The sequence below is a fragment of the Aminobacter anthyllidis genome, from assembly GCF_018555685.1.
GTDB classification, from domain to species: Bacteria; Pseudomonadota; Alphaproteobacteria; order Rhizobiales; family Rhizobiaceae; genus Aminobacter; species Aminobacter anthyllidis.
The window spans coordinates 167,635-183,789 of sequence record NZ_JAFLWW010000007.1 but is presented as its reverse complement, the minus strand read 5'-3'; the positions used below and the strand labels follow the sequence as shown (position 1 = coordinate 183,789).

At 57.7% G+C, this 16,155-nt stretch carries 13 protein-coding genes and 10 pseudogenes; 11 read left to right on the top strand and 12 right to left on the bottom strand.

Annotation, left to right across the window (positions count from 1 at the left end; all coding sequences use genetic code 11):
• Positions 1-88: 88 nt before the first annotated feature.
• From J1C56_RS23790 to J1C56_RS23775, 4 genes and pseudogenes are all read right to left on the bottom strand, one after another.
• On the bottom strand, positions 89-277 hold the full coding sequence (locus J1C56_RS23790) for an IS3 family transposase (protein ID WP_246591855.1): 189 nt from the start codon (positions 275-277) through the stop codon (positions 89-91).
• Positions 278-299: 22 nt separating this feature from the next.
• Complete coding sequence (locus tag J1C56_RS23785) at positions 300-1,073, bottom strand: IS3 family transposase (RefSeq protein WP_246591854.1); 774 nt, start codon at positions 1,071-1,073, stop codon at positions 300-302.
• Positions 1,074-1,168: 95 nt separating this feature from the next.
• Positions 1,169-1,303, bottom strand: a complete 135-nt coding sequence (locus J1C56_RS33730; RefSeq protein WP_214392481.1) for a helix-turn-helix domain-containing protein — start codon at positions 1,301-1,303, stop codon at positions 1,169-1,171.
• Between the two features lie 197 nt (positions 1,304-1,500).
• Positions 1,501-1,668, bottom strand: a pseudogene (locus tag J1C56_RS23775) (ISNCY family transposase); the annotation flags it as partial.
• A gap of 203 nt (positions 1,669-1,871) precedes the next feature.
• Between J1C56_RS23775 and J1C56_RS33725 the strand changes: the two are divergent.
• From J1C56_RS33725 to J1C56_RS33715, 3 genes and pseudogenes are all read left to right on the top strand, one after another.
• Positions 1,872-2,018 (top strand): annotated as a pseudogene (locus tag J1C56_RS33725) (IS5/IS1182 family transposase); the annotation flags it as partial.
• Positions 1,979-2,068, top strand: a complete 90-nt coding sequence (locus J1C56_RS33720; RefSeq protein ID WP_420797428.1) for a hypothetical protein — start codon at positions 1,979-1,981, stop codon at positions 2,066-2,068. The pseudogene J1C56_RS33725 and the gene J1C56_RS33720, both read left to right, overlap by 40 nt.
• 310 nt (positions 2,069-2,378) lie before the next feature.
• A pseudogene (locus J1C56_RS33715) lies at positions 2,379-2,624 on the top strand (integrase core domain-containing protein); the annotation flags it as partial.
• Here J1C56_RS33715 and J1C56_RS23760 read toward each other — a convergent pair.
• On the bottom strand, positions 2,575-3,885 hold the full coding sequence (locus J1C56_RS23760; protein ID WP_246591853.1) for an aminotransferase class I/II-fold pyridoxal phosphate-dependent enzyme: 1,311 nt from the start codon (positions 3,883-3,885) through the stop codon (positions 2,575-2,577). The pseudogene J1C56_RS33715 and the gene J1C56_RS23760 overlap by 50 nt on opposite strands.
• Positions 3,886-4,505: 620 nt before the next feature.
• Entirely contained in the window at positions 4,506-4,877 is a 372-nt protein-coding gene (locus tag J1C56_RS23755; protein ID WP_214392480.1) for a hypothetical protein, read from the bottom strand.
• Here J1C56_RS23755 and J1C56_RS33915 point away from each other — a divergent pair.
• A pseudogene (locus J1C56_RS33915) lies at positions 4,828-4,965 on the top strand (IS110 family RNA-guided transposase); the annotation flags it as partial. The gene J1C56_RS23755 and the pseudogene J1C56_RS33915 overlap by 50 nt on opposite strands.
• Here J1C56_RS33915 and J1C56_RS23750 read toward each other — a convergent pair.
• Positions 4,942-5,667 (bottom strand): annotated as a pseudogene (locus J1C56_RS23750) (IS21 family transposase); the annotation flags it as partial. The pseudogenes J1C56_RS33915 and J1C56_RS23750 overlap by 24 nt on opposite strands.
• Before the next feature lie 205 nt (positions 5,668-5,872).
• Here J1C56_RS23750 and J1C56_RS33030 point away from each other — a divergent pair.
• The 3 genes and pseudogenes from J1C56_RS33030 to J1C56_RS23735 all read left to right on the top strand — a co-directional run.
• Positions 5,873-6,028: pseudogene (locus tag J1C56_RS33030) on the top strand (IS1380 family transposase); the annotation flags it as partial.
• Positions 6,029-6,104: 76 nt separating this feature from the next.
• Positions 6,105-6,742 (top strand): annotated as a pseudogene (locus J1C56_RS33710) (IS6 family transposase).
• Between the two features lie 540 nt (positions 6,743-7,282).
• The gene (locus J1C56_RS23735; protein ID WP_214392479.1) at positions 7,283-8,323 is read left to right on the top strand and encodes a phosphotriesterase family protein; all 1,041 of its coding nucleotides are present in this window, start codon (positions 7,283-7,285) and stop codon (positions 8,321-8,323) included.
• Positions 8,324-8,494: 171 nt separating this feature from the next.
• Here J1C56_RS23735 and J1C56_RS23730 read toward each other — a convergent pair.
• Both J1C56_RS23730 and J1C56_RS33495 read right to left on the bottom strand, forming a co-directional pair.
• Positions 8,495-8,937, bottom strand: a pseudogene (locus J1C56_RS23730) (ATP-binding protein); the annotation flags it as partial.
• Between the two features lie 13 nt (positions 8,938-8,950).
• Positions 8,951-9,112: pseudogene (locus tag J1C56_RS33495) on the bottom strand (IS630 family transposase); the annotation flags it as partial.
• Positions 9,113-9,269: 157 nt separating this feature from the next.
• Between J1C56_RS33495 and J1C56_RS23725 the strand changes: the two are divergent.
• Positions 9,270-9,532 (top strand): annotated as a pseudogene (locus J1C56_RS23725) (transposase); the annotation flags it as partial.
• 202 nt (positions 9,533-9,734) lie between these two features.
• Positions 9,735-11,636, top strand: coding sequence for an asparagine synthase (glutamine-hydrolyzing) (gene asnB, locus J1C56_RS23720; protein WP_338001493.1), 1,902 nt, complete (start codon positions 9,735-9,737; stop codon positions 11,634-11,636).
• 550 nt (positions 11,637-12,186) lie between these two features.
• Here the strand turns inward: asnB and J1C56_RS23715 are convergent.
• The 3 genes from J1C56_RS23715 to ectB all read right to left on the bottom strand — a co-directional run bounded on the left by J1C56_RS23715 (position 12,187) and on the right by ectB (position 14,815).
• Entirely contained in the window at positions 12,187-12,660 is a 474-nt protein-coding gene (locus J1C56_RS23715; protein ID WP_420797427.1) for a GNAT family N-acetyltransferase, read from the bottom strand.
• Between the two features lie 63 nt (positions 12,661-12,723).
• A complete protein-coding gene (locus tag J1C56_RS23710) occupies positions 12,724-13,566 on the bottom strand; it encodes a 2OG-Fe(II)-dependent halogenase WelO5 family protein (RefSeq protein ID WP_214392477.1) in 843 nt (280 codons plus the stop codon).
• Positions 13,556-14,815 carry a diaminobutyrate--2-oxoglutarate transaminase gene (gene ectB / locus J1C56_RS23705; RefSeq protein WP_214392476.1) on the bottom strand — a complete coding sequence of 420 codons (1,260 nt, stop codon included), beginning with the start codon at positions 14,813-14,815 and terminating at the stop codon, positions 13,556-13,558. The genes J1C56_RS23710 and ectB overlap by 11 nt, the downstream gene beginning before the upstream one ends.
• 613 nt (positions 14,816-15,428) lie before the next feature.
• Here ectB and J1C56_RS23700 point away from each other — a divergent pair.
• Positions 15,429-15,572 carry a hypothetical protein gene (locus J1C56_RS23700; RefSeq protein ID WP_214392475.1) on the top strand — a complete coding sequence of 48 codons (144 nt, stop codon included), beginning with the start codon at positions 15,429-15,431 and terminating at the stop codon, positions 15,570-15,572.
• Between the two features lie 241 nt (positions 15,573-15,813).
• A complete protein-coding gene (locus J1C56_RS23695; RefSeq protein ID WP_214392474.1) occupies positions 15,814-16,134 on the top strand; it encodes a HesB/IscA family protein in 321 nt (106 codons plus the stop codon).
• The last annotated feature ends 21 nt before the right edge of the window (positions 16,135-16,155 follow it).

The window sequence follows — 16,155 nt, the reverse complement described above, 5'->3', positions numbered from 1 at the left end:
ATCTTCGTTCAAAGGAGCGACGGCAGCAATTACGTCATCGTTTCCAAAACTGAACTCTCGATTGGAGTGCGGCCCTTGGGGCGATTTATCAGGCGGCGTTTTGACCGGTCTGCCGGACGTGTTGATCCTCAAATTGCTGCGGGCTGAGATATCCCAGCGCCGAATGTAGCCTTCGTTTGTTGTAGACCTCCTCAATGAAGCGAGGAAGGTGCTCGGTGACTTCCTCGAAGGTTTCGAACGCCATCGGGTAAACGGCCTCGACCTTGAGCGTCTTCATGAAGCTCTCGGCCTTGGCGTTGTCATAGGGATTGCCCTTGCGTCCCATCGAACCGATCAGCCCTGCATCTGCAAGGAGGTGTCGATAGGCTTCCGCCGCATATTGCGATCCGCGATCGGAATGGATGAATGCAGCCAAGCGGCGGCTGTCTTCCGGCAATTGCCGCTTGCAGGGCAGCGACTGTCAAACGCGCGTCGATGGACCGGCCAATGGCGTAGCCGGCGACGAGACGCGACCAGGCATCAAGAATGATGGCGACATAGACGAAGCGCGTCGGCAGCGCCACATAGGTGATGTCGCCAACCCAGAGCTGGTTCGGGCCGTTCAGGAGAACATCTCGGGCCAGATTCGGACAGATCGGCCAGCCGTGACTACTGTCCGTCGTTGCTATGAAGCGGCGCCGCATCTTCGGCTGCAGATCGTGCTCGCGCATCAAGCGCCGGATCTTCTTATGATTGACGACAGGGCCCTGTTGCCGCAACGCAGCTGCGATCCGGCGGTAGCCGTAGTGCGCGTTGCCGAGAGCCATCTTCTGAATGAGATCGCGCAAACCTGTCTCGGCCCGGGCGGGGCCGAATCCAGCCAGTGACGGTAATAACTCGCGCGGCTGACGCCAGTGAGCCAGCACATTCTGTCGATGTTGAATTCGCCTTGCGACAGGCCGGTCGTCATCTTTTCGATGACTTTGAAGATCCCGTTTCGCCAGGAGCGCTGCTCCGACGATGATCTTCCTCGAAATGCCGCAAGGCTTCGCGAAAAAAATCGAGAGTTGCTGCTGCCCGACTTTCTGCTTCAATTCCCTGATCGGGCGCCTAGCCTTGGTCAGCGCCTTTTCCTGAGGTGCCGGCGTGTCGACAGCGCTCTGCAGCTGCGCGGCCCCGTCAACTCCTGTTATCGATCTGACCGGCCGCGCCGACGTGACTTCAGATTACCACGAAGCCTGAGGTGATCACGCCACTCGTAAAGTCGTTGGCGACTGATGCCAACCTCGTCTGCTAACTTGCTGACGGTTTCGCTCGCCTCCATGCGCTGGAGAAGCTCCAGCTTTTGGTCCTCATCAATAACTCTTTGCCGTCCGGCCATGCCCCAGTTTCCTCTCTTGCAGGGAAACTGTCCGCGATTTTCCTTTTCTCAGTCTGGGGGTGCACTCCAATAGGTGCCGCTTGAAAGCGCGTTGACCTGTCTGGGATCCGATCAGCGGACTTCATCAGGGCCGCGGCATGCGCCTGACCCCAGACGGCGATGTCGCGCTCCAGCATCGGCAAGAACCGCTCGAATGTCGGCCGGTTTCCGGCTTCGATGACGAGGTCAAGCCCGCTTCGGCCGGTGGTCAAATTGAGCCTGTGGCCATAATCGACTTAGCGGCTGCCCTTGACGATGATGTCGGCATACCATGTCGAGAAGATAAAAAAAGTGGTTTCATCAACCCCTCTCGAATACAATTCCAAACCGTTCCGCTTCATCAGTCGCACTCTCGTAGACATCGATAATAGCCTCTCCGCCAGGCGACTTGACCAGCGCAGCCAATCTTCGCAAGTGGGGTATTTCCGACCGGAGGCTTTCAAATGTCGCTGGATTATGATTCACGCTCAACATGAGCCGATATGACCTGACGGACTTCGAATGGCGTGTGATCGAACCGCTGCTACCCAACAAGCCGCGAGGCGTGCCGCGCGTCGATGATCGAACGGCATTTTCTGGGTGCTGCAATCCGGCGCGCCGTGGCGCGATCTGCCCGAATGGTATGGGCCGCGCACTACCCTGCTACAACCGCTTCGCGAGATGGCGTAATGCTGGCGTTTAGGGCCGGATGATGGACCAACACTTATGACGGCGAGATCCAGATGATCGATAGCACCTCCGTTCGCGCCCACCAGCAGGCTGCGACGGCAAAAAAGGGGGATTGAGATCATTGTCTCGGTCGATCGCGCGGCGGACTCACGACCAAAATCCACGCGGTGGTCGATGCGTATAGACTACCGATCCGGCTCGGACTGACGGAGGGCCAAGCGCATGGCGGGCAGATCGCCGACACGTTCCTCTCCCATCTCCGGCATGCACCATTGTGCTGACCGACAAGGCCTATGATGCAGACCGCATCCTCGAGCACGTCAGGACAAGGCCCTATACGCCCAAGACCAACGGCAAGGCCGAGCGCTTCATCCAGACAGCAGTGCGCGAATGGGCTTATGCCATCGCCTACCCGACTTCAGATCACCGCGCCGCAGAGTTGCCGGTCTGGCTGCATCGTTACAATTGGCACCGTCCCCACGGGAGCCTAAAGTCCAAAACGCCTATCAGTCGCCTCGCTCTAACCGAGGACAACCTGTTGAGGCTCCACAGCTAGCTATGTCTCCGATTGACTCACAAAGCTGGGTGACTTCTTCCAGACTATGGTCTGCGGTCAGGCATACGCGCAAAGCAGCCTTGTCGCGGGGCACCGTCGGATAAAATGCTGCGGCCACATAAAAGCCACGCCGCAATAGCTCTGCCGCCGTATCCACCGCTGCCCTTGACGCACCAATCGGGACCATCCGGATTGGCATTCCGTCACCTGACGATTGCGTCGGCATTTTCTCGTCAAAACATTGAACAACCCTACTCAGGCGGGCCTGGCGCTCACCCAACTCCGCAGACCGATGAATCTCTGCTGATGCCAAGGCACCTGCAATTCCGGCCAAGTCTGGCCCCATTGAGAATGCATGCGGGACGGCGTAACGTCTAAGCAGTTTCTCCTGCTCTTCCGTCCCAAGCATGAGAACACCGCCAGTCACTCCGAAGCCTTTGCTCAAGGAAGCCGCGATGATTGTGTTTTCGCCTAGATCTGTGATTTGGGATTTGGCATATCCTTGGCCATTCCTTCCCCGGATTGAGATGCCATGAGCATCATCGATGTAGATGAATAGCCCATAGCGTTCTTGGAGACGCAAAAGCTCACGGATTGGAGCATTTCCGCCCATTGAATACACACCATCGCATATGTAGGCGACGCGTGTGTGTTTCCGACAAATACCCTCCAGTTCCTCAATGTCGTTGTGCCCAATTTGCAGAACCTCTGCATCTTCGGCCATAACAGCCTTGTGGTATGCCAAAGTGGCATGGGCAAATCGGTCGAACACAAGTACCGGCTTGCGTCCTCTGGTAAAAGCCCCGCATGCGAGTAACGGGAGCGCGCTCATGTTCGCCGTCAGAACCAACGAGTATACGACAACCCGTGCATCGAAAAGTTCAGATAAGCTGTATTCGAGATCTCGGGTTAGCGAGAAATTCAATCTCGTGCGTGCACCGGACCATTGTATCGAGCGATATGACGCTAATGCTGCTATCGCAGCGTCCACGATCATCGGATGGTTATCAAGCCCGAGATAACTGCCTCTCGCGAATTCTATAACCGATCGTCCCGGCTCGAGCTCCACATGTCGCCGCTCAAGCGAGCGGGCATACAGTGTCATTATTCCTTTGGAGTACGCATAGTCGAAATCTGGTCTGGACTTCTCAATTACGCTCGCAAGATCACGAAATCTCTGCTTGTCCACATGACTCTCCATCAAAGATAATTTACGCTTGTCATCATCGGCAACCCCGCCCACGTAGCCAATGTGTCCCATCAAAAGTCGTGCCAACTTTGCAGGAGGGAGGCTGAACTAAATCTTCTTCTTGTCTGTCAACCACTTGATCAGGATGCAGCAGCAATCAGGCAGGTCCCGCTACGTCGTGGGCTCGACAAACCTGACAAACGTATCAGGTGCGGGTTCGGGGGTTATGCGAGAAACCGCCGGTTCTGTTCTTCTTGGGCGGGATGTTGGTCCATGCCTGTTTCTGTGCGGCAAGGCTGCGATGGCGATCGTCCGAACCGCGCCCTTAGAGAGGCTCATACCCAAAAATGGTTCGACCAGGCGCTCGCCGGCCCTCGTGGGCGGCCCCCAGACCCTGATGACGGCGACCATGATCGGACAGCAGACGACGTGCTCGACGGGCCATTCGCAGAGCCACCGGCGCTTAGGCAAAGGTATGGTTCTGCGCCACGGGATGCCCCAGACCCAACCGCCGGCCGCGATGCCGCCGATACCAATGCAACCAAGATCGGAAGTCGCGGTCGTCGCCATCAGCCAGCTGATGGCAACAGTCTGCATCAACCAGGCTGGAAACCTGCGGCCAAATGCCGACGACAGATTTCCGGCGGTCCAAAGGACCATGTGTAGCTTCGGGTTGCCGCCACCTCGGATCGTCATCGGCAGACCCTGCTGCGGGCCCTGCCAATTGGGGTGTGCCTTGTTCTTCCTCTTCCTGCGTGCTCCATCATGCCGCACGCCCGATGATGCCCTGCGGCACCTCGGGCGCGGTGACGAAACGCCACAGCGCAATCAGCAGCTTGCGCCAGCGCCACGATCATCGTGTTGCGCGTGGTTTTGCGGCCGTCGGTCGTGCGTGCTTGGAACCATCGGGCAAGGTCGTTGTTCTTCTGGAAGAGGAGAAAGCGCCAGGCCAACTGGATCATGCCGCGCCGCACGCGGGCATTGCCGGCGTGTGCCAGCGCGCAGATCATCGCCGTCAGCGTCGAGACTGCCGGCATGCTGGTCCACGAGATGCTGTCGCGCAAGCTGCGCGACCGCCGCGCCGTGGCGCGCTATGCCGGCCTCACGGGGTCACCGGACGAGAGCGAGAGCGGCAAACGTCGACGCGAGAGACGAGTAGGCGGCCAGATCATCGAAGTCGCTCGACCCCCTCATCAGGAGCGCATCATGGATCGCACGCTTGAGGTGGCCGTGAGAACCTTCGATGGAGCCCTTCTCGTGCCCGATGCCGGCATTGTTGCGGGTTGCGGTCATGCCGCAGTGGGCGATGAGGTCCTCGTAGCGACGCGTCAGGTCCGCGCAAGCATCCCTGTCCAGGTTGCGGAACGCTGCGGACAGGCTGTCGAAGCCGGAATAGGCGAGTCGGAAATGGTAGAGCCGATGATCGAGCAGCTGACCGACGATTATAACGCCGGCGCCGCTCATGTCGGTGAAGTCCGACAGGCCGACGCCGCCGGGCTCGTGCACCTGCCGGAAGATGACTTCCTGTTCCTCGCCATGAACCGCGCGCCAGGATCGAACGCGGCGCTCGACCGCGCGGCGAATGCCGGCGCCCAGTTCGGGATGGCATCGCAGCATCTCCTCGAAGATGGTGATTGGCCAAATGCCGAGCGCCGCCTTGAGCAGCGGCACGATCTCGGCCCGAAAATGTCGCCGAGCGGATCAGGTCTGCGGCGATAGCCTCGAATCCTTCTCCATGCGATACGCCGTGGCCGTGCGGATCGACGTCTTCGCCGCCGCGACGGCCGTCGTGTGGGTTTGCCGGAACTTCATGAAAAGCCTCATCTGGTGATCGGTTACGTGGCGGCCGGGCACAAAGTGATTCCTCCAAATCGGAAAAACCACCGGCATACCCGGTCGACCGCGACCACAAGACGATGCCCGGAAGGGATCGCCGCCGGCGGCTTGAAACTCCCGTCACGCTACGCCCTCCCTGCGTCTCAAGCCGCCGGCATTCTCATCCTGAATCGACGCTGCGCTCTCACGTTGATTGCCGCGCCGCAGCCGATCCTGCCGCGACATCTCGCGAGCCACACCCGCCGTGTCGTTCTGTTTTCCAGCCGTCGGTCGCAAGCAGGTCACAGCCGCGCTTGACGGTGGCCGCATCACTTCGGGCGGCGGCGTTATGCTTCTAGCAGCGGCCGAGCGGCGGCTGCAACTGGCCGACCGAGAGGCTGCTGCTGAGAGAGCTGATAATGAGGTGAAAGAACAAGAACCCGTTCAAGGGTCGAGAGTTTACGGCGGAGGTCGTTCTGTGGGCTGTACGCTGGTACCTGCAATTCCCGATCAGCTCCTGCGATCTTGAGAGCATGCTTTCCGATCGGAACGTGCAAGTAGACCATACGACCCTTTTTCGCTGGATTCAGGCTTATGTACCCGAGTTGGACAAGCGCATCCGCCCGCATCTGCGCAAGACAAACGGCTCCTGGCGGGTGGACGAGACATACCTTCGGGTAAAGTGTGAATGGGTGTATCTCTATAGTGCTGTCGATGCTGCCGGATAGACGATCGACTTTAATCGAGATGCCTGTGCAGCTCAGCGCTTCTTCCGCAAGGATTTGGGACAGCCCCATACGGTCAATCCGCGGACCATCACGGTCGACAAGAACGCGGCGTATCCCATTGCGGCAAAAGCCAGGAAGCAGAACGGTGAACTCTGGCGCTTTGCCAAACTCCGACAGGTCAAGTTCTAGAACAACATTGTCGAGCAGGATCACCGACGCATCAAACATCTAGTCCGACCGGGGTTGGGCCTCAAAACCGCCTCAGAGACGATCGGCGGCTATGAGGCGATGGCGATGATCCGCAAGGGACAGACTGTCAGCGCACCAGCGAATGACATGGGCGCTCAGCGTACTTCATTGCTACCCTATTCGGCGAAGTCTCGTAACCTGCGTCCCTGTTGGCCTTTGCCGACCTATGTCAGGAGTTGCAACGGAACCGACAGGCATCCATGGCGGGGCTCCTGGATCGTCAAACAGCCCGCCTCCGCTCCTCGGCCCAGCACCAAACCTTACGGTAAATCAACTACTTGCATCGAGCAATAAAATAGCTCACCAGCCTCTAAGAACCATCTCGCTTCCAGATGACGATGATATGAAAACTGCATTTGACGGAAAACGCTGGCAAGTTATCCATTGAGTAATGGCAAGCGCCAACCTGTCCAAAAAGAGCAGGCCAAGGATCAGAGAAGAGCCGGGAACAACAGATGCCACAGCGCTAGGACTCGGCTCAACCAATATTACCGCCTTTATTGGCGTTTTTGAGGATAATTTCTTGTCTCACGCGTTAATTAACAATGCAAATCTACTGTCAAGACGTTGCATATCGATGTACGTCAACTGTCTTTTTGCCTATGTGCTGTTGGTCGAAGGTGGGCTGCTTCCGACATGGGGCTTAGACTTACTCAACATGATGGAGTGAAACGATAATGCAATTAACTCGCGAAGTGATGAGGGGTAACGCCCAGACTGCGCTAGGGCTCGTTGACCCTTCCGAGCTTGGTTCCACGCTAATGCACGAGCACCTGCTTTGGAATATCACTGCACCAGCGCGTCGTCACGAACCACTAAAAGAGCCAATTGATACTGGACGCTACTGGGACCATCTCAACAATAAGATAAATATCCCAGCGAACACTACTCAAAAGGACGTTTCTGTTGCAATCGAAGCTGTTGCCGAGATTATCGCCCACGGCGGAAAGACAATCGTCGAGTTAACTATCGGTGGCTTGGAGCCTGACCCAGCTGGGTTGGCTGCAGTAGCTCGCGCCACAGGCGCTCATATAGTCATGGGCTGCGGACATTATGTTGATGATCTCCAGAATCCAAGCAACCAGGAACGATCGGTTGAGAGCTTTGCCGAAGAGATTATTGCCCAAGTTCAGCAGGGTGCTTGGGGAACCGACATAAGGGCAGGTATCATCGGTGAAATCGGTTGTTCTTGGCCGTGGACTGACTTGGAAAAGCGCGTGCTCGCAGGAGCTGTTATTGCTCAGCAAGAAACCGGAGCGGCATTGACTATCCATCCGGCCCGCCACCAAGACCACCCGTGGATGCTAGTCGAGTTCCTCCGTGAACATGGCGCCGATCTAACCCGTACAATAATTGACCATATCGACCGAACAATATTTGATGACGATAGGCTTTTCCAACTCGCCGACGCAGGCGTTGTCCTCGAATGGGATTTATTCGGTCAAGAGAACACCTATTATTCGCATTCTGACATTGACATGCCCAATGACGGCGCTCGTCTGAAAGCGATCAGGCGCGTGTTAGATCGCGGCTATCGTGATCAGATAGTGATCAGCCAAGACATATGCCACGTTGTCCAACTTTCGAAGCATGGTGGTCACGGCTACGCACATATCTACAAGATGGTCATTCCACACATGCTAAAGAGATCTTTCACCGAATCCGAGATAGCCGACATCATGGTCGATACGCCAAAGAGACTCTTGACATTTGTTTGACGCACAATCGTCGGCTTAGCGTAGGATCGCCTCGACGCTCGGTCTTAAATATTCGTACGAACAGGATGGCACGCCCGGCGATCTGCGAGCGCAATCCACCGTCGCCCTTAGGTGCGACGTGGTGGCTTGATCCTGGGTCTCGTTGATGTTTGGGTTGGGTTTTGTTTCAGGTCAAGCTTCGGTGTTTTCGGGTGCGATCGGCGGACGCTGTTTTCGCATGCTTTCACCGGTGATCGATGCGATAGGCGTTGTGAACGAGGCGATCCAGGATGGCGCCGGCCAAAGTTGGGTTTGCAATAATCTCCCACCAACGATCCACGGGCACCTGACTTGTGTGGTTGAGCGTCGTTCGTAGCAGTAATCCTCAATGATCTCCAGGAGATCGCGGCGTTGGTCGTCATTGAGTTTTTCGGGTCCCCAGTCATCGAGGATTAGCAGGTCGGTCTTGGCAAGCGATTTGAGGATCCTACTGTATCACCTCTTGCAAGCGCGAGGGCGGTGAACAGCCGGGGAATCCGGTGGTAGGCAACGGAGAAATCCTCGCGGCAGGCCTGGTGGCCAAGAGCGCAGGCAAGCCAATTTTTGCCCGTAACGGTCACGCCAGCGATAGGCAGTTCGCTTGGTTTTGCCGGTCGTCCGCACAATCGGGGTGACGCCGTCGCCGCCCGCCCACAACCGCACGATCCGCGCCCGCCAAACCAATTTCTGTGGCGAGTTGCGGTCCGCCACCCAACCTTCCAGCGTCGCCCGATCCTCAGGAGACAACCGGATGTCCGGATCACTTGACATGCCCTCTGACTCGCACGTCAAGCTAAAGGGGAATTCCTTCCTTGAGACGGTACACTAGCGGAGGATAGGGGCGGCGGCCTATCGTTAAATCTGGCGGATTTTTCATGCGCATTCGTGTTCGTCAAATATTGATTGTCGCCGCCGACGCGCTCGGTCGGCGATGGGCGCGAGCGGCGTCTCCAAGAGCCAGGAGAGCCGGCTCTGCGAGGAGCTTGACGGCAAGGTGAAGGCCTTCCTTGAGCGGCCAATCGAGGTGACTTGCCGTATTTGTGGATCGATGCGACCTACCTGAAGGCGCGCCGCGGCCGCATGTTGTCGGTCGCCATCATCATTGCCGTCGGCGTCAACAGTGACGGCCGGCGCGAGGTTCTGGGCATGGAGATCGGCGCCTCGGAGACCGAACCTATCTGGACTGAGTATGCAACTTAACCATCAAGACGATTCGGAAAAGGTGCCTCGACGCAATCGCTTATCCTCGAGGCGCACTCTTTTGCACGAGCAAGATATCCTCCTGACCCGCAAGCGTTTCGACTTCGGCGCCGTCCGCTGTCCGACAACGTCGGACACGCAACTTAGCTGAGCCAAATCTATCCCTTTGCCTCGAAACGGTTTCTCATTTGGCATGGCGCATGCGTGCTCATCGGCAAACCACGTCATGGACTCGACATTTACCCAGGCAAGGAGTCAAAATATGTGCGGCATCTGTGGATGGATTGATTTCGATCGTGACCTAGGAAGTCCCGACGCGCGGAGGGAGCTTGCCGATATGACGGCCACCATGGCCTATCGTGGTCCGGACGACGAGGGGGCTTGGATCGACGGGCCTGCGGCACTGGGACACCGCCGCTTGGCGATCATCGATTTCCAGGGCGGCCGTCAGCCGATAACGCACCAGGAGGATGGCCGACCGGCTTTGGTGCTCGTCTACACCGGCGAGACTTACAACCACCGCGAGCTGCGTCAACGGCTTGCCTCCCAGGGCCATCGGTTCGACACGAGTAGTGACACCGAGGTGGTGCTGCGCGCCCACCGCGAGTGGGGCCAACGTGATCCGCGCAGAGCCGTGAGCGAACTCAACGGGATGTTTGCTTATGCACTGTGGGACTCCGGCAAGCGCGAACTGCTTCTCATACGCGACCGTCTGGGCATCAAGCCGCTTTACTACTATCCCACCCAGCATGGAGTGTTGTTCGGCTCCGAGCCAAAGGCGATCCTCGCCAATAGTCTCGCCGAGCGGGCCATGGACGCCGACGGGCTTCGGCGAACACTATCTCTCGTCGCCGACCCGCATAACACCGTGTTCCGTGGAATGCGTGAGGTACGGCCCGGCCACATCGTCCGCGTGACCCGCGAAAGCATCAAGGAGATGAGCTACTGGCAACTCACCGACAGCGGGCACACCGACGACGTGCCTACCACGGTTCGGCGCGTCCGAGAGTTGCTCGAGGACACGATCCAGCGGCAGCTCGTCGCCGACGTGCCGCTGTGCACACTCTTGTCGGGCGGGCTTGATTCCTCGGCTATGACCGCCCTGGCCGCGCGCTTCAGCGACGAACGGATCCGATCCTTCGCCCTCGACTTCGTCGGCTACACTGACAACTTCATTCCTGGCCCGGCGCACCCCACACCCGACGGGCCATTCGTGCAGGATGTCGCGAAGTTCGTCGGTACCGACCACACGGACATTACGTTGTCGGCGGACGAACTCATGGACTCGAACGTGCGGGCCGCCACCCTCCACGCCCGCGACCTGCCGTTGACCTACGGGAACCAAGATAGCTCCGTTTACCTGCTGTTCCGAGCCATCCGGCAACACTCGACGGTGGCCCTGTCCGGGGAGGGTGCCGACGAGCTTTTCGGCGGCTACCGGTCTTTCCACGATCCCTCGTACGTTCAGGCCGACACGTTTCCCTGGATCGATGACAGCGACGATATCGTGCGGCGGTGCTTAGACCCTGGCCTTGTCGAGAAACTCGACCTCCCCGGGTACCTCGACGAGCAGTACCGCAGGGCACTTGCGGAAGTACCGGCCCTGACCGGGCCGGCCTCGGCCGATCCGCACGAGCGTCGCATGCGCGAGATCTCCTACCTCTTCCTGACGCGTTACCTGCCGATGGAGCTCGACCACAAGGACCGGATGAGCATGGCTTTGGGTCTTGAGGTGCGGGTCCCTTACTGCGATCACCGTCTGGTTGAATACGTGTTCGGCACCCAATGGGCCCAGAAGGCCTTCGACGGGCGCGAGAAGAGTCTGCTGCGGGCCGCCACGATGGACCTGCTCCCGCAGTCGGTGGTCCAGCGTGTGAAGAGCGCGTATCCGATTATCCAGGATGCCACCTATGACAGAATGCTCCGCACGCGGTTTTCCGCGCTGCTGAATGACCGCAATGCGGCCGTGGCCCCGCTATTGTCTCTCGACCAGTCCCGGGCATTGCTCGATGCGACCGACAACTTCAGGCGGGTTGAGAAAATCCTGACCCTGCAGGATTTCCTGACGGATTACAACGTGAGTCTCACGATCTGAGACTACAGAAGACGCAAATTGATAGCAAAGGGGCGTCGGTGCACGGACCGTTTATTGGTGTGGGTTCAGGCAAGCGGCAACGGCAGTAGCGGAGCTGATGCCTTTCAAAACGCAGCCGCGGGCCAAACACAAGGCCCAGCGTCAAGGTGATCCGGCGTCGGGGCCTCGGTCGCGCTCACTATCGCTCGGCGGTGGACAACCCGATGCTATTTGGAAAATCCAGTACGCTCGGAGCCTACTTCGGGCTTACGCCAAAAAAATATGACCCGGTGAGACCGATCGAGAGGTGGTGTCAGCAAGGTCAGCGACGCCATGGTGCGATCGGGCACAAGGCCCCGATCTCGTTGCTCAATCCCGATGGCGCCGCCAGCCCGCCGTCGTGAGAAAGCCGGGAAACTCCACCTTCCGGCGGTCCAGAGAATGGTATCGGAGCAGTTCCTGGCGGTCCTTTCCCTCAATGAAACCCGCCATGCCGAATCCCCGCTCAACCCGCAGTAGACTAGCATGAGCGGGAGTTTTCACACAGCCTCGGTGGAAAGCCGACTTTAGATTATTGGGAACACATGAAAACGTTCATGCCACTCACGTCGTCCTCAATAGCTTCCCACCCCAAGCGCCGATAGAAACTAGAGTTTTCGGGAGTTGCGCAGAGATAGACCGGGGAATGCCCGAGTTTGAAAGCCGCGTCCGCCGCCGCGCGGACAAGCGCCGAACCGACACCGCTTCCCCTGTGCTCCGGGTCCACCCAAACCACCGCAACCCAAGGCGAATATTGCGGGCGTTCGTCCATGTCGTGGGCGATGACCGAAGCCGTTCCAATGAACATTTTGCTACGATGCGCCACAAGCGCAAATGGAATGCTATTCGAGGTAAGATTTTCCTCTACGCGACCTTCGATGTAACTGAGCGGTACGTCTTGGCCCATCCACCACGCCTGCCAAATGCGCTGCGCCACGGTCGCTTTGAACTGGGGCTCGTGCCGTAGGTCAGAGATTATGTATTTGCTGTTGGCCAACTGTGACACCCTCTGAGGTCATAGACTTTGTAAAACTATTCCCCGGTGTCCGCAAAGGCTGCGACATTCACTTCAGGTCCACCAGAGAACAAGATCCGGCCGCGCAAAACCGAAAAAGCTATTCAGCACCAGGCGACGCCTTCCATTGCCTAATTGACCGGTAACCCCGTGAACGAAACCGCCATCGATCAGTGCGATATCCCCGGCCTTAAGCTGGAACTCGCGAGAAGGGACCGGCTCGAGATAAGCTGCCGAATACGGATAGCCCGTGGTCTCCACACCCTGCGACTTTCGGTCGGCGACCGTCGGTTTGTGGCTCCAGAGCCTCAGATTGCCACCTTCCTCGGGCATGCTGGGATAGACGTTGAGCGCTACAACGGTGTTGTGCGCCACCGCAGAAAGCTCGTAGTCGTTGCCAGCACACAGGACTTGAGCGACATCGTCGTGGGGGTCCAAGGAAAAAGTGCCGCTGCCAGACCAACTGAGAGCGCGACAAACACTAGCCTGACCGTGTTCTGAACGGGCCAGCCGCAATTCAATACCCTGGTTGTGAAGCTCGCGCTTCAATGCGTCGAATATTCCTCGGACCGGATCAACCAAATTCTCAAAGAGGGCGTCGACGAACGGTTTCGCATTCTTCGACTCCGCGAAATAGCTGGCTGCATCCTTCCTGTAGTGGGATGCGCCCACATATTGTCCGGGGACGCCATCTTTACGCTCCTTGAGAGCGGGACTGCCAACAAAGTTCGCGGTGATCTCACCGGCTGTTTCGGTGCTGAAAGCCTGCTTGATGTGCAGGGCCGTGATCTCGCCTTTCAGCACCGAGATGATCTCTGCAGTGCTGATCGAGCCGGTTCGTTCTTTGATCGTAAGAGGCGAGATGGCCGGCGTTTGAGGTACTTGGTTAGTCGCCATTGGTTTTCTCCTGTAGTGCCTGATCGAGGATGGCAATGCCGTGATCGAGTTCGCCATCTGAGATGGTTATCGGCGGAAGGACTTTGATGACGTCGCGATTTGGCCCCGAGGATTCGATCAGCAGGCCGTTTTCGAACGCGACATCGTGCACACGGCTAACAACGGCATGGGAACGGCACTTGAGGCCAGCCATCAGACCCCGGCCGCGCTTTTGTTCGATGCACTTGGGGAATTTCGCAACGAGGCGATCAAGGTGTTCTTGCAGTTTGACGGCCGTCCGCTCGACGGCTGTAGTAAACTGCCTATCGGACCACATTGTGCACATGGCCGCGGAAGTCACGAACGCGAGATTATTGCCTCTAAAGGTCCCGCTATGTTCTCCCGGATTCCATATGTCCATGTCGGGGCGAATCAGAACTATGGACAACGGATTACCCGAACCGCTTAGCGATTTCGAAAGACACACGATGTCCGGTTCGATTTTGGCGAATTCGAACGAGAAGAAATCGCCCGTTCGTCCCGAACCTGCCTGAATGTCATCGACGATGAAAACAACGTCGTGCTTGCGGCAAATGCGCTGAATTTCTGAGAGCCAAGGTGCCGATGCAGTGTTCATGCCGCCTTCTGCCTGGATGGGCTCCAGGATGATTGCGGCCGGCTTTTCTATCCCGCTGCCTGGGTCGCCCAACACGTGATCAATGTAACTAGCGGAATCGAAAGTTTGGTTCGGATAGTTCTCGTAAGGGACACGGATCACGTCGTGGCGAGCAACGCCGCCAAGCTGTCTAGTTGACGCTGAACCCGATACAGCCAAGGAGCCGAGTGACATGCCATGGTACGAATTTGTGAAGGCCATGACACTCGAGCGGCCGGTATATTTTCGCGCCAGCGCCAACGCCGCTTCGTTAGCGTTCGTCCCGGTCGGCCCAGGAAACTGTATCTTGTAAGAAAGGCCCCGGGGCTTCAGGATGGACTCGACAAACACTTCGATGAAATCACGCTTTGCAGCTGTATACATATCAAGCGACAAAACAATACTTTTTTCGGCGAGATATTGAATTGCCGGCGCCATAATATCTGGATTGTTATGGCCGTAGTTGAGCGCGCCGGACCCAACAAGGAAATCAATATAAGGTTCTCCGGACTCGTCCCAGATTGTCGCCCCAAGTGACTTTTTAAAGACGGTTGGAAAGGATCGTCCATAGCGACGAACGTTAGACTCGTAAGCTTCAAAAATGTCGATATCCATTAAAGGGCCTCTCTGTATGCGGCTTGCGATCAACGCTACAGGTTCTCTATTCACGCATTCCAAACCATTGATTTCGACGATTAGCTGCGGCCAATCTCTGCCTTAAGGCGAACGTATCATGGTTCAGCGACTTGCATTCGCAAAGAATCTGTAAACTTGTTTGACGAATCTGTTGCAACGCTTTGGATAGCGTGACGGTCAGTACCCGCCTTGCGGCAACGCTATCGGCGGCGTTGTTGGCGGGGGCGACTGACACAACCGCACCGGTTTTTCCAGGACGAGGCAGTCACGATGCTTTGATATTTCTCTACCGCGGCCGTGACGGCCCTTGCCGACGAGTGGCTGTGACAAACAGAGATTTCTCTCCTTCGATGTGACGGCGGACCGGGGCTCGCTCGAGTTTCGTTTTGGAACGCGGACGCGCCAGACCGCGAACTGGCGGCAGAACTGGAAGTGACGGCGGTCTCTAATCGCGGCCGTGGCCGCCGTGGCGGTGATGGCGCCGTTCGCTGGGCGACGCGTTGGCCCACCCCTGGGTTCGCGGCGTCTACAATGCTTCAGTCGGCCCTCCCAAGGTAACGGCCGCACTGCAGGCCACGGGCGGAGCACGCGGGTGGTGTTCGGCATCAACGAGCTGACGCAGAATCGACCGCGCCTGCTTCGAGAAGGCGCGATCGATGCAGTTATCGACCACCCGGTGTTCGCCACCTTACCGTGTGGTGACGATGGCGCGGCTTTTGGAGCGCAGCACGACTAAGAGTTCCCACCCTTGCACTGGCCAACATTCATACGATCGAAAACGCTGGCTCTGGCGACGCCACTGGCGATGTGTCCGATGCCGCTTTTTGTACGCAAGGTTTCACTCTGTCCGACACCCGACAATTGTTGGATGTCAGACAGGGCGCCAAATCCGCTAAACCGTCGTTTTAAAATAGTTTTCCTCTCTGGCACGTTCTGTGCAGCGTGGCTTGCAAACTCATCAGCGAGAAAATAGCCCCATGATCACACTCACTGAAAACGCCGTCGCTGCCGTCAAGACCGCGCTTTCTCGCGCCGACGAACCGGCGGAAGGCTTTCGCATCATGGTCGAGGCGGGCGGCTGCGCCGGCCTCAAATACCTGATGGGTCTGGAAAGCGTCTCGCGCGAGGGAGATGCCATCATGGAGACGGACGGGTTCAAGGTGTTCGTCGACGCAAACTCCCAGCCCCATCTCGCCGGCATGACCGTTGACTTCGTCACGGACCTGGAGTCCTCGGGCTTTGTTTTCGACAATCCCAATGCGCGGGACAAATGCGCCTGCGGCAAATCCTTCGGCTAGCCGCCATAACGACAAGGATCG

Bases quoted from the DNA above. Each gene is read 5' to 3' on its own strand.
- ectB (WP_214392476.1), bottom strand. From the start codon at position 14,815: ATGGATATCGACATTTTTGAAGCTTACGAGTCTAACGTTCGTCGCTAT.
- J1C56_RS23790 (WP_246591855.1), bottom strand. From the start codon at position 277: ATGAAGACGCTCAAGGTCGAGGCCGTTTACCCGATGGCGTTCGAAACC.
- J1C56_RS23735 (WP_214392479.1), top strand. From the start codon at position 7,283: ATGCAATTAACTCGCGAAGTGATGAGGGGTAACGCCCAGACTGCGCTA.
- asnB (WP_338001493.1), top strand. From the start codon at position 9,735: ATGGCGCATGCGTGCTCATCGGCAAACCACGTCATGGACTCGACATTT.
- J1C56_RS23710 (WP_214392477.1), bottom strand. From the start codon at position 13,566: ATGGCGACTAACCAAGTACCTCAAACGCCGGCCATCTCGCCTCTTACG.
- J1C56_RS23760 (WP_246591853.1), bottom strand. From the start codon at position 3,885: ATGGGACACATTGGCTACGTGGGCGGGGTTGCCGATGATGACAAGCGT.
- J1C56_RS23695 (WP_214392474.1), top strand. From the start codon at position 15,814: ATGATCACACTCACTGAAAACGCCGTCGCTGCCGTCAAGACCGCGCTT.
- J1C56_RS33730 (WP_214392481.1), bottom strand. From the start codon at position 1,303: ATGGAGGCGAGCGAAACCGTCAGCAAGTTAGCAGACGAGGTTGGCATC.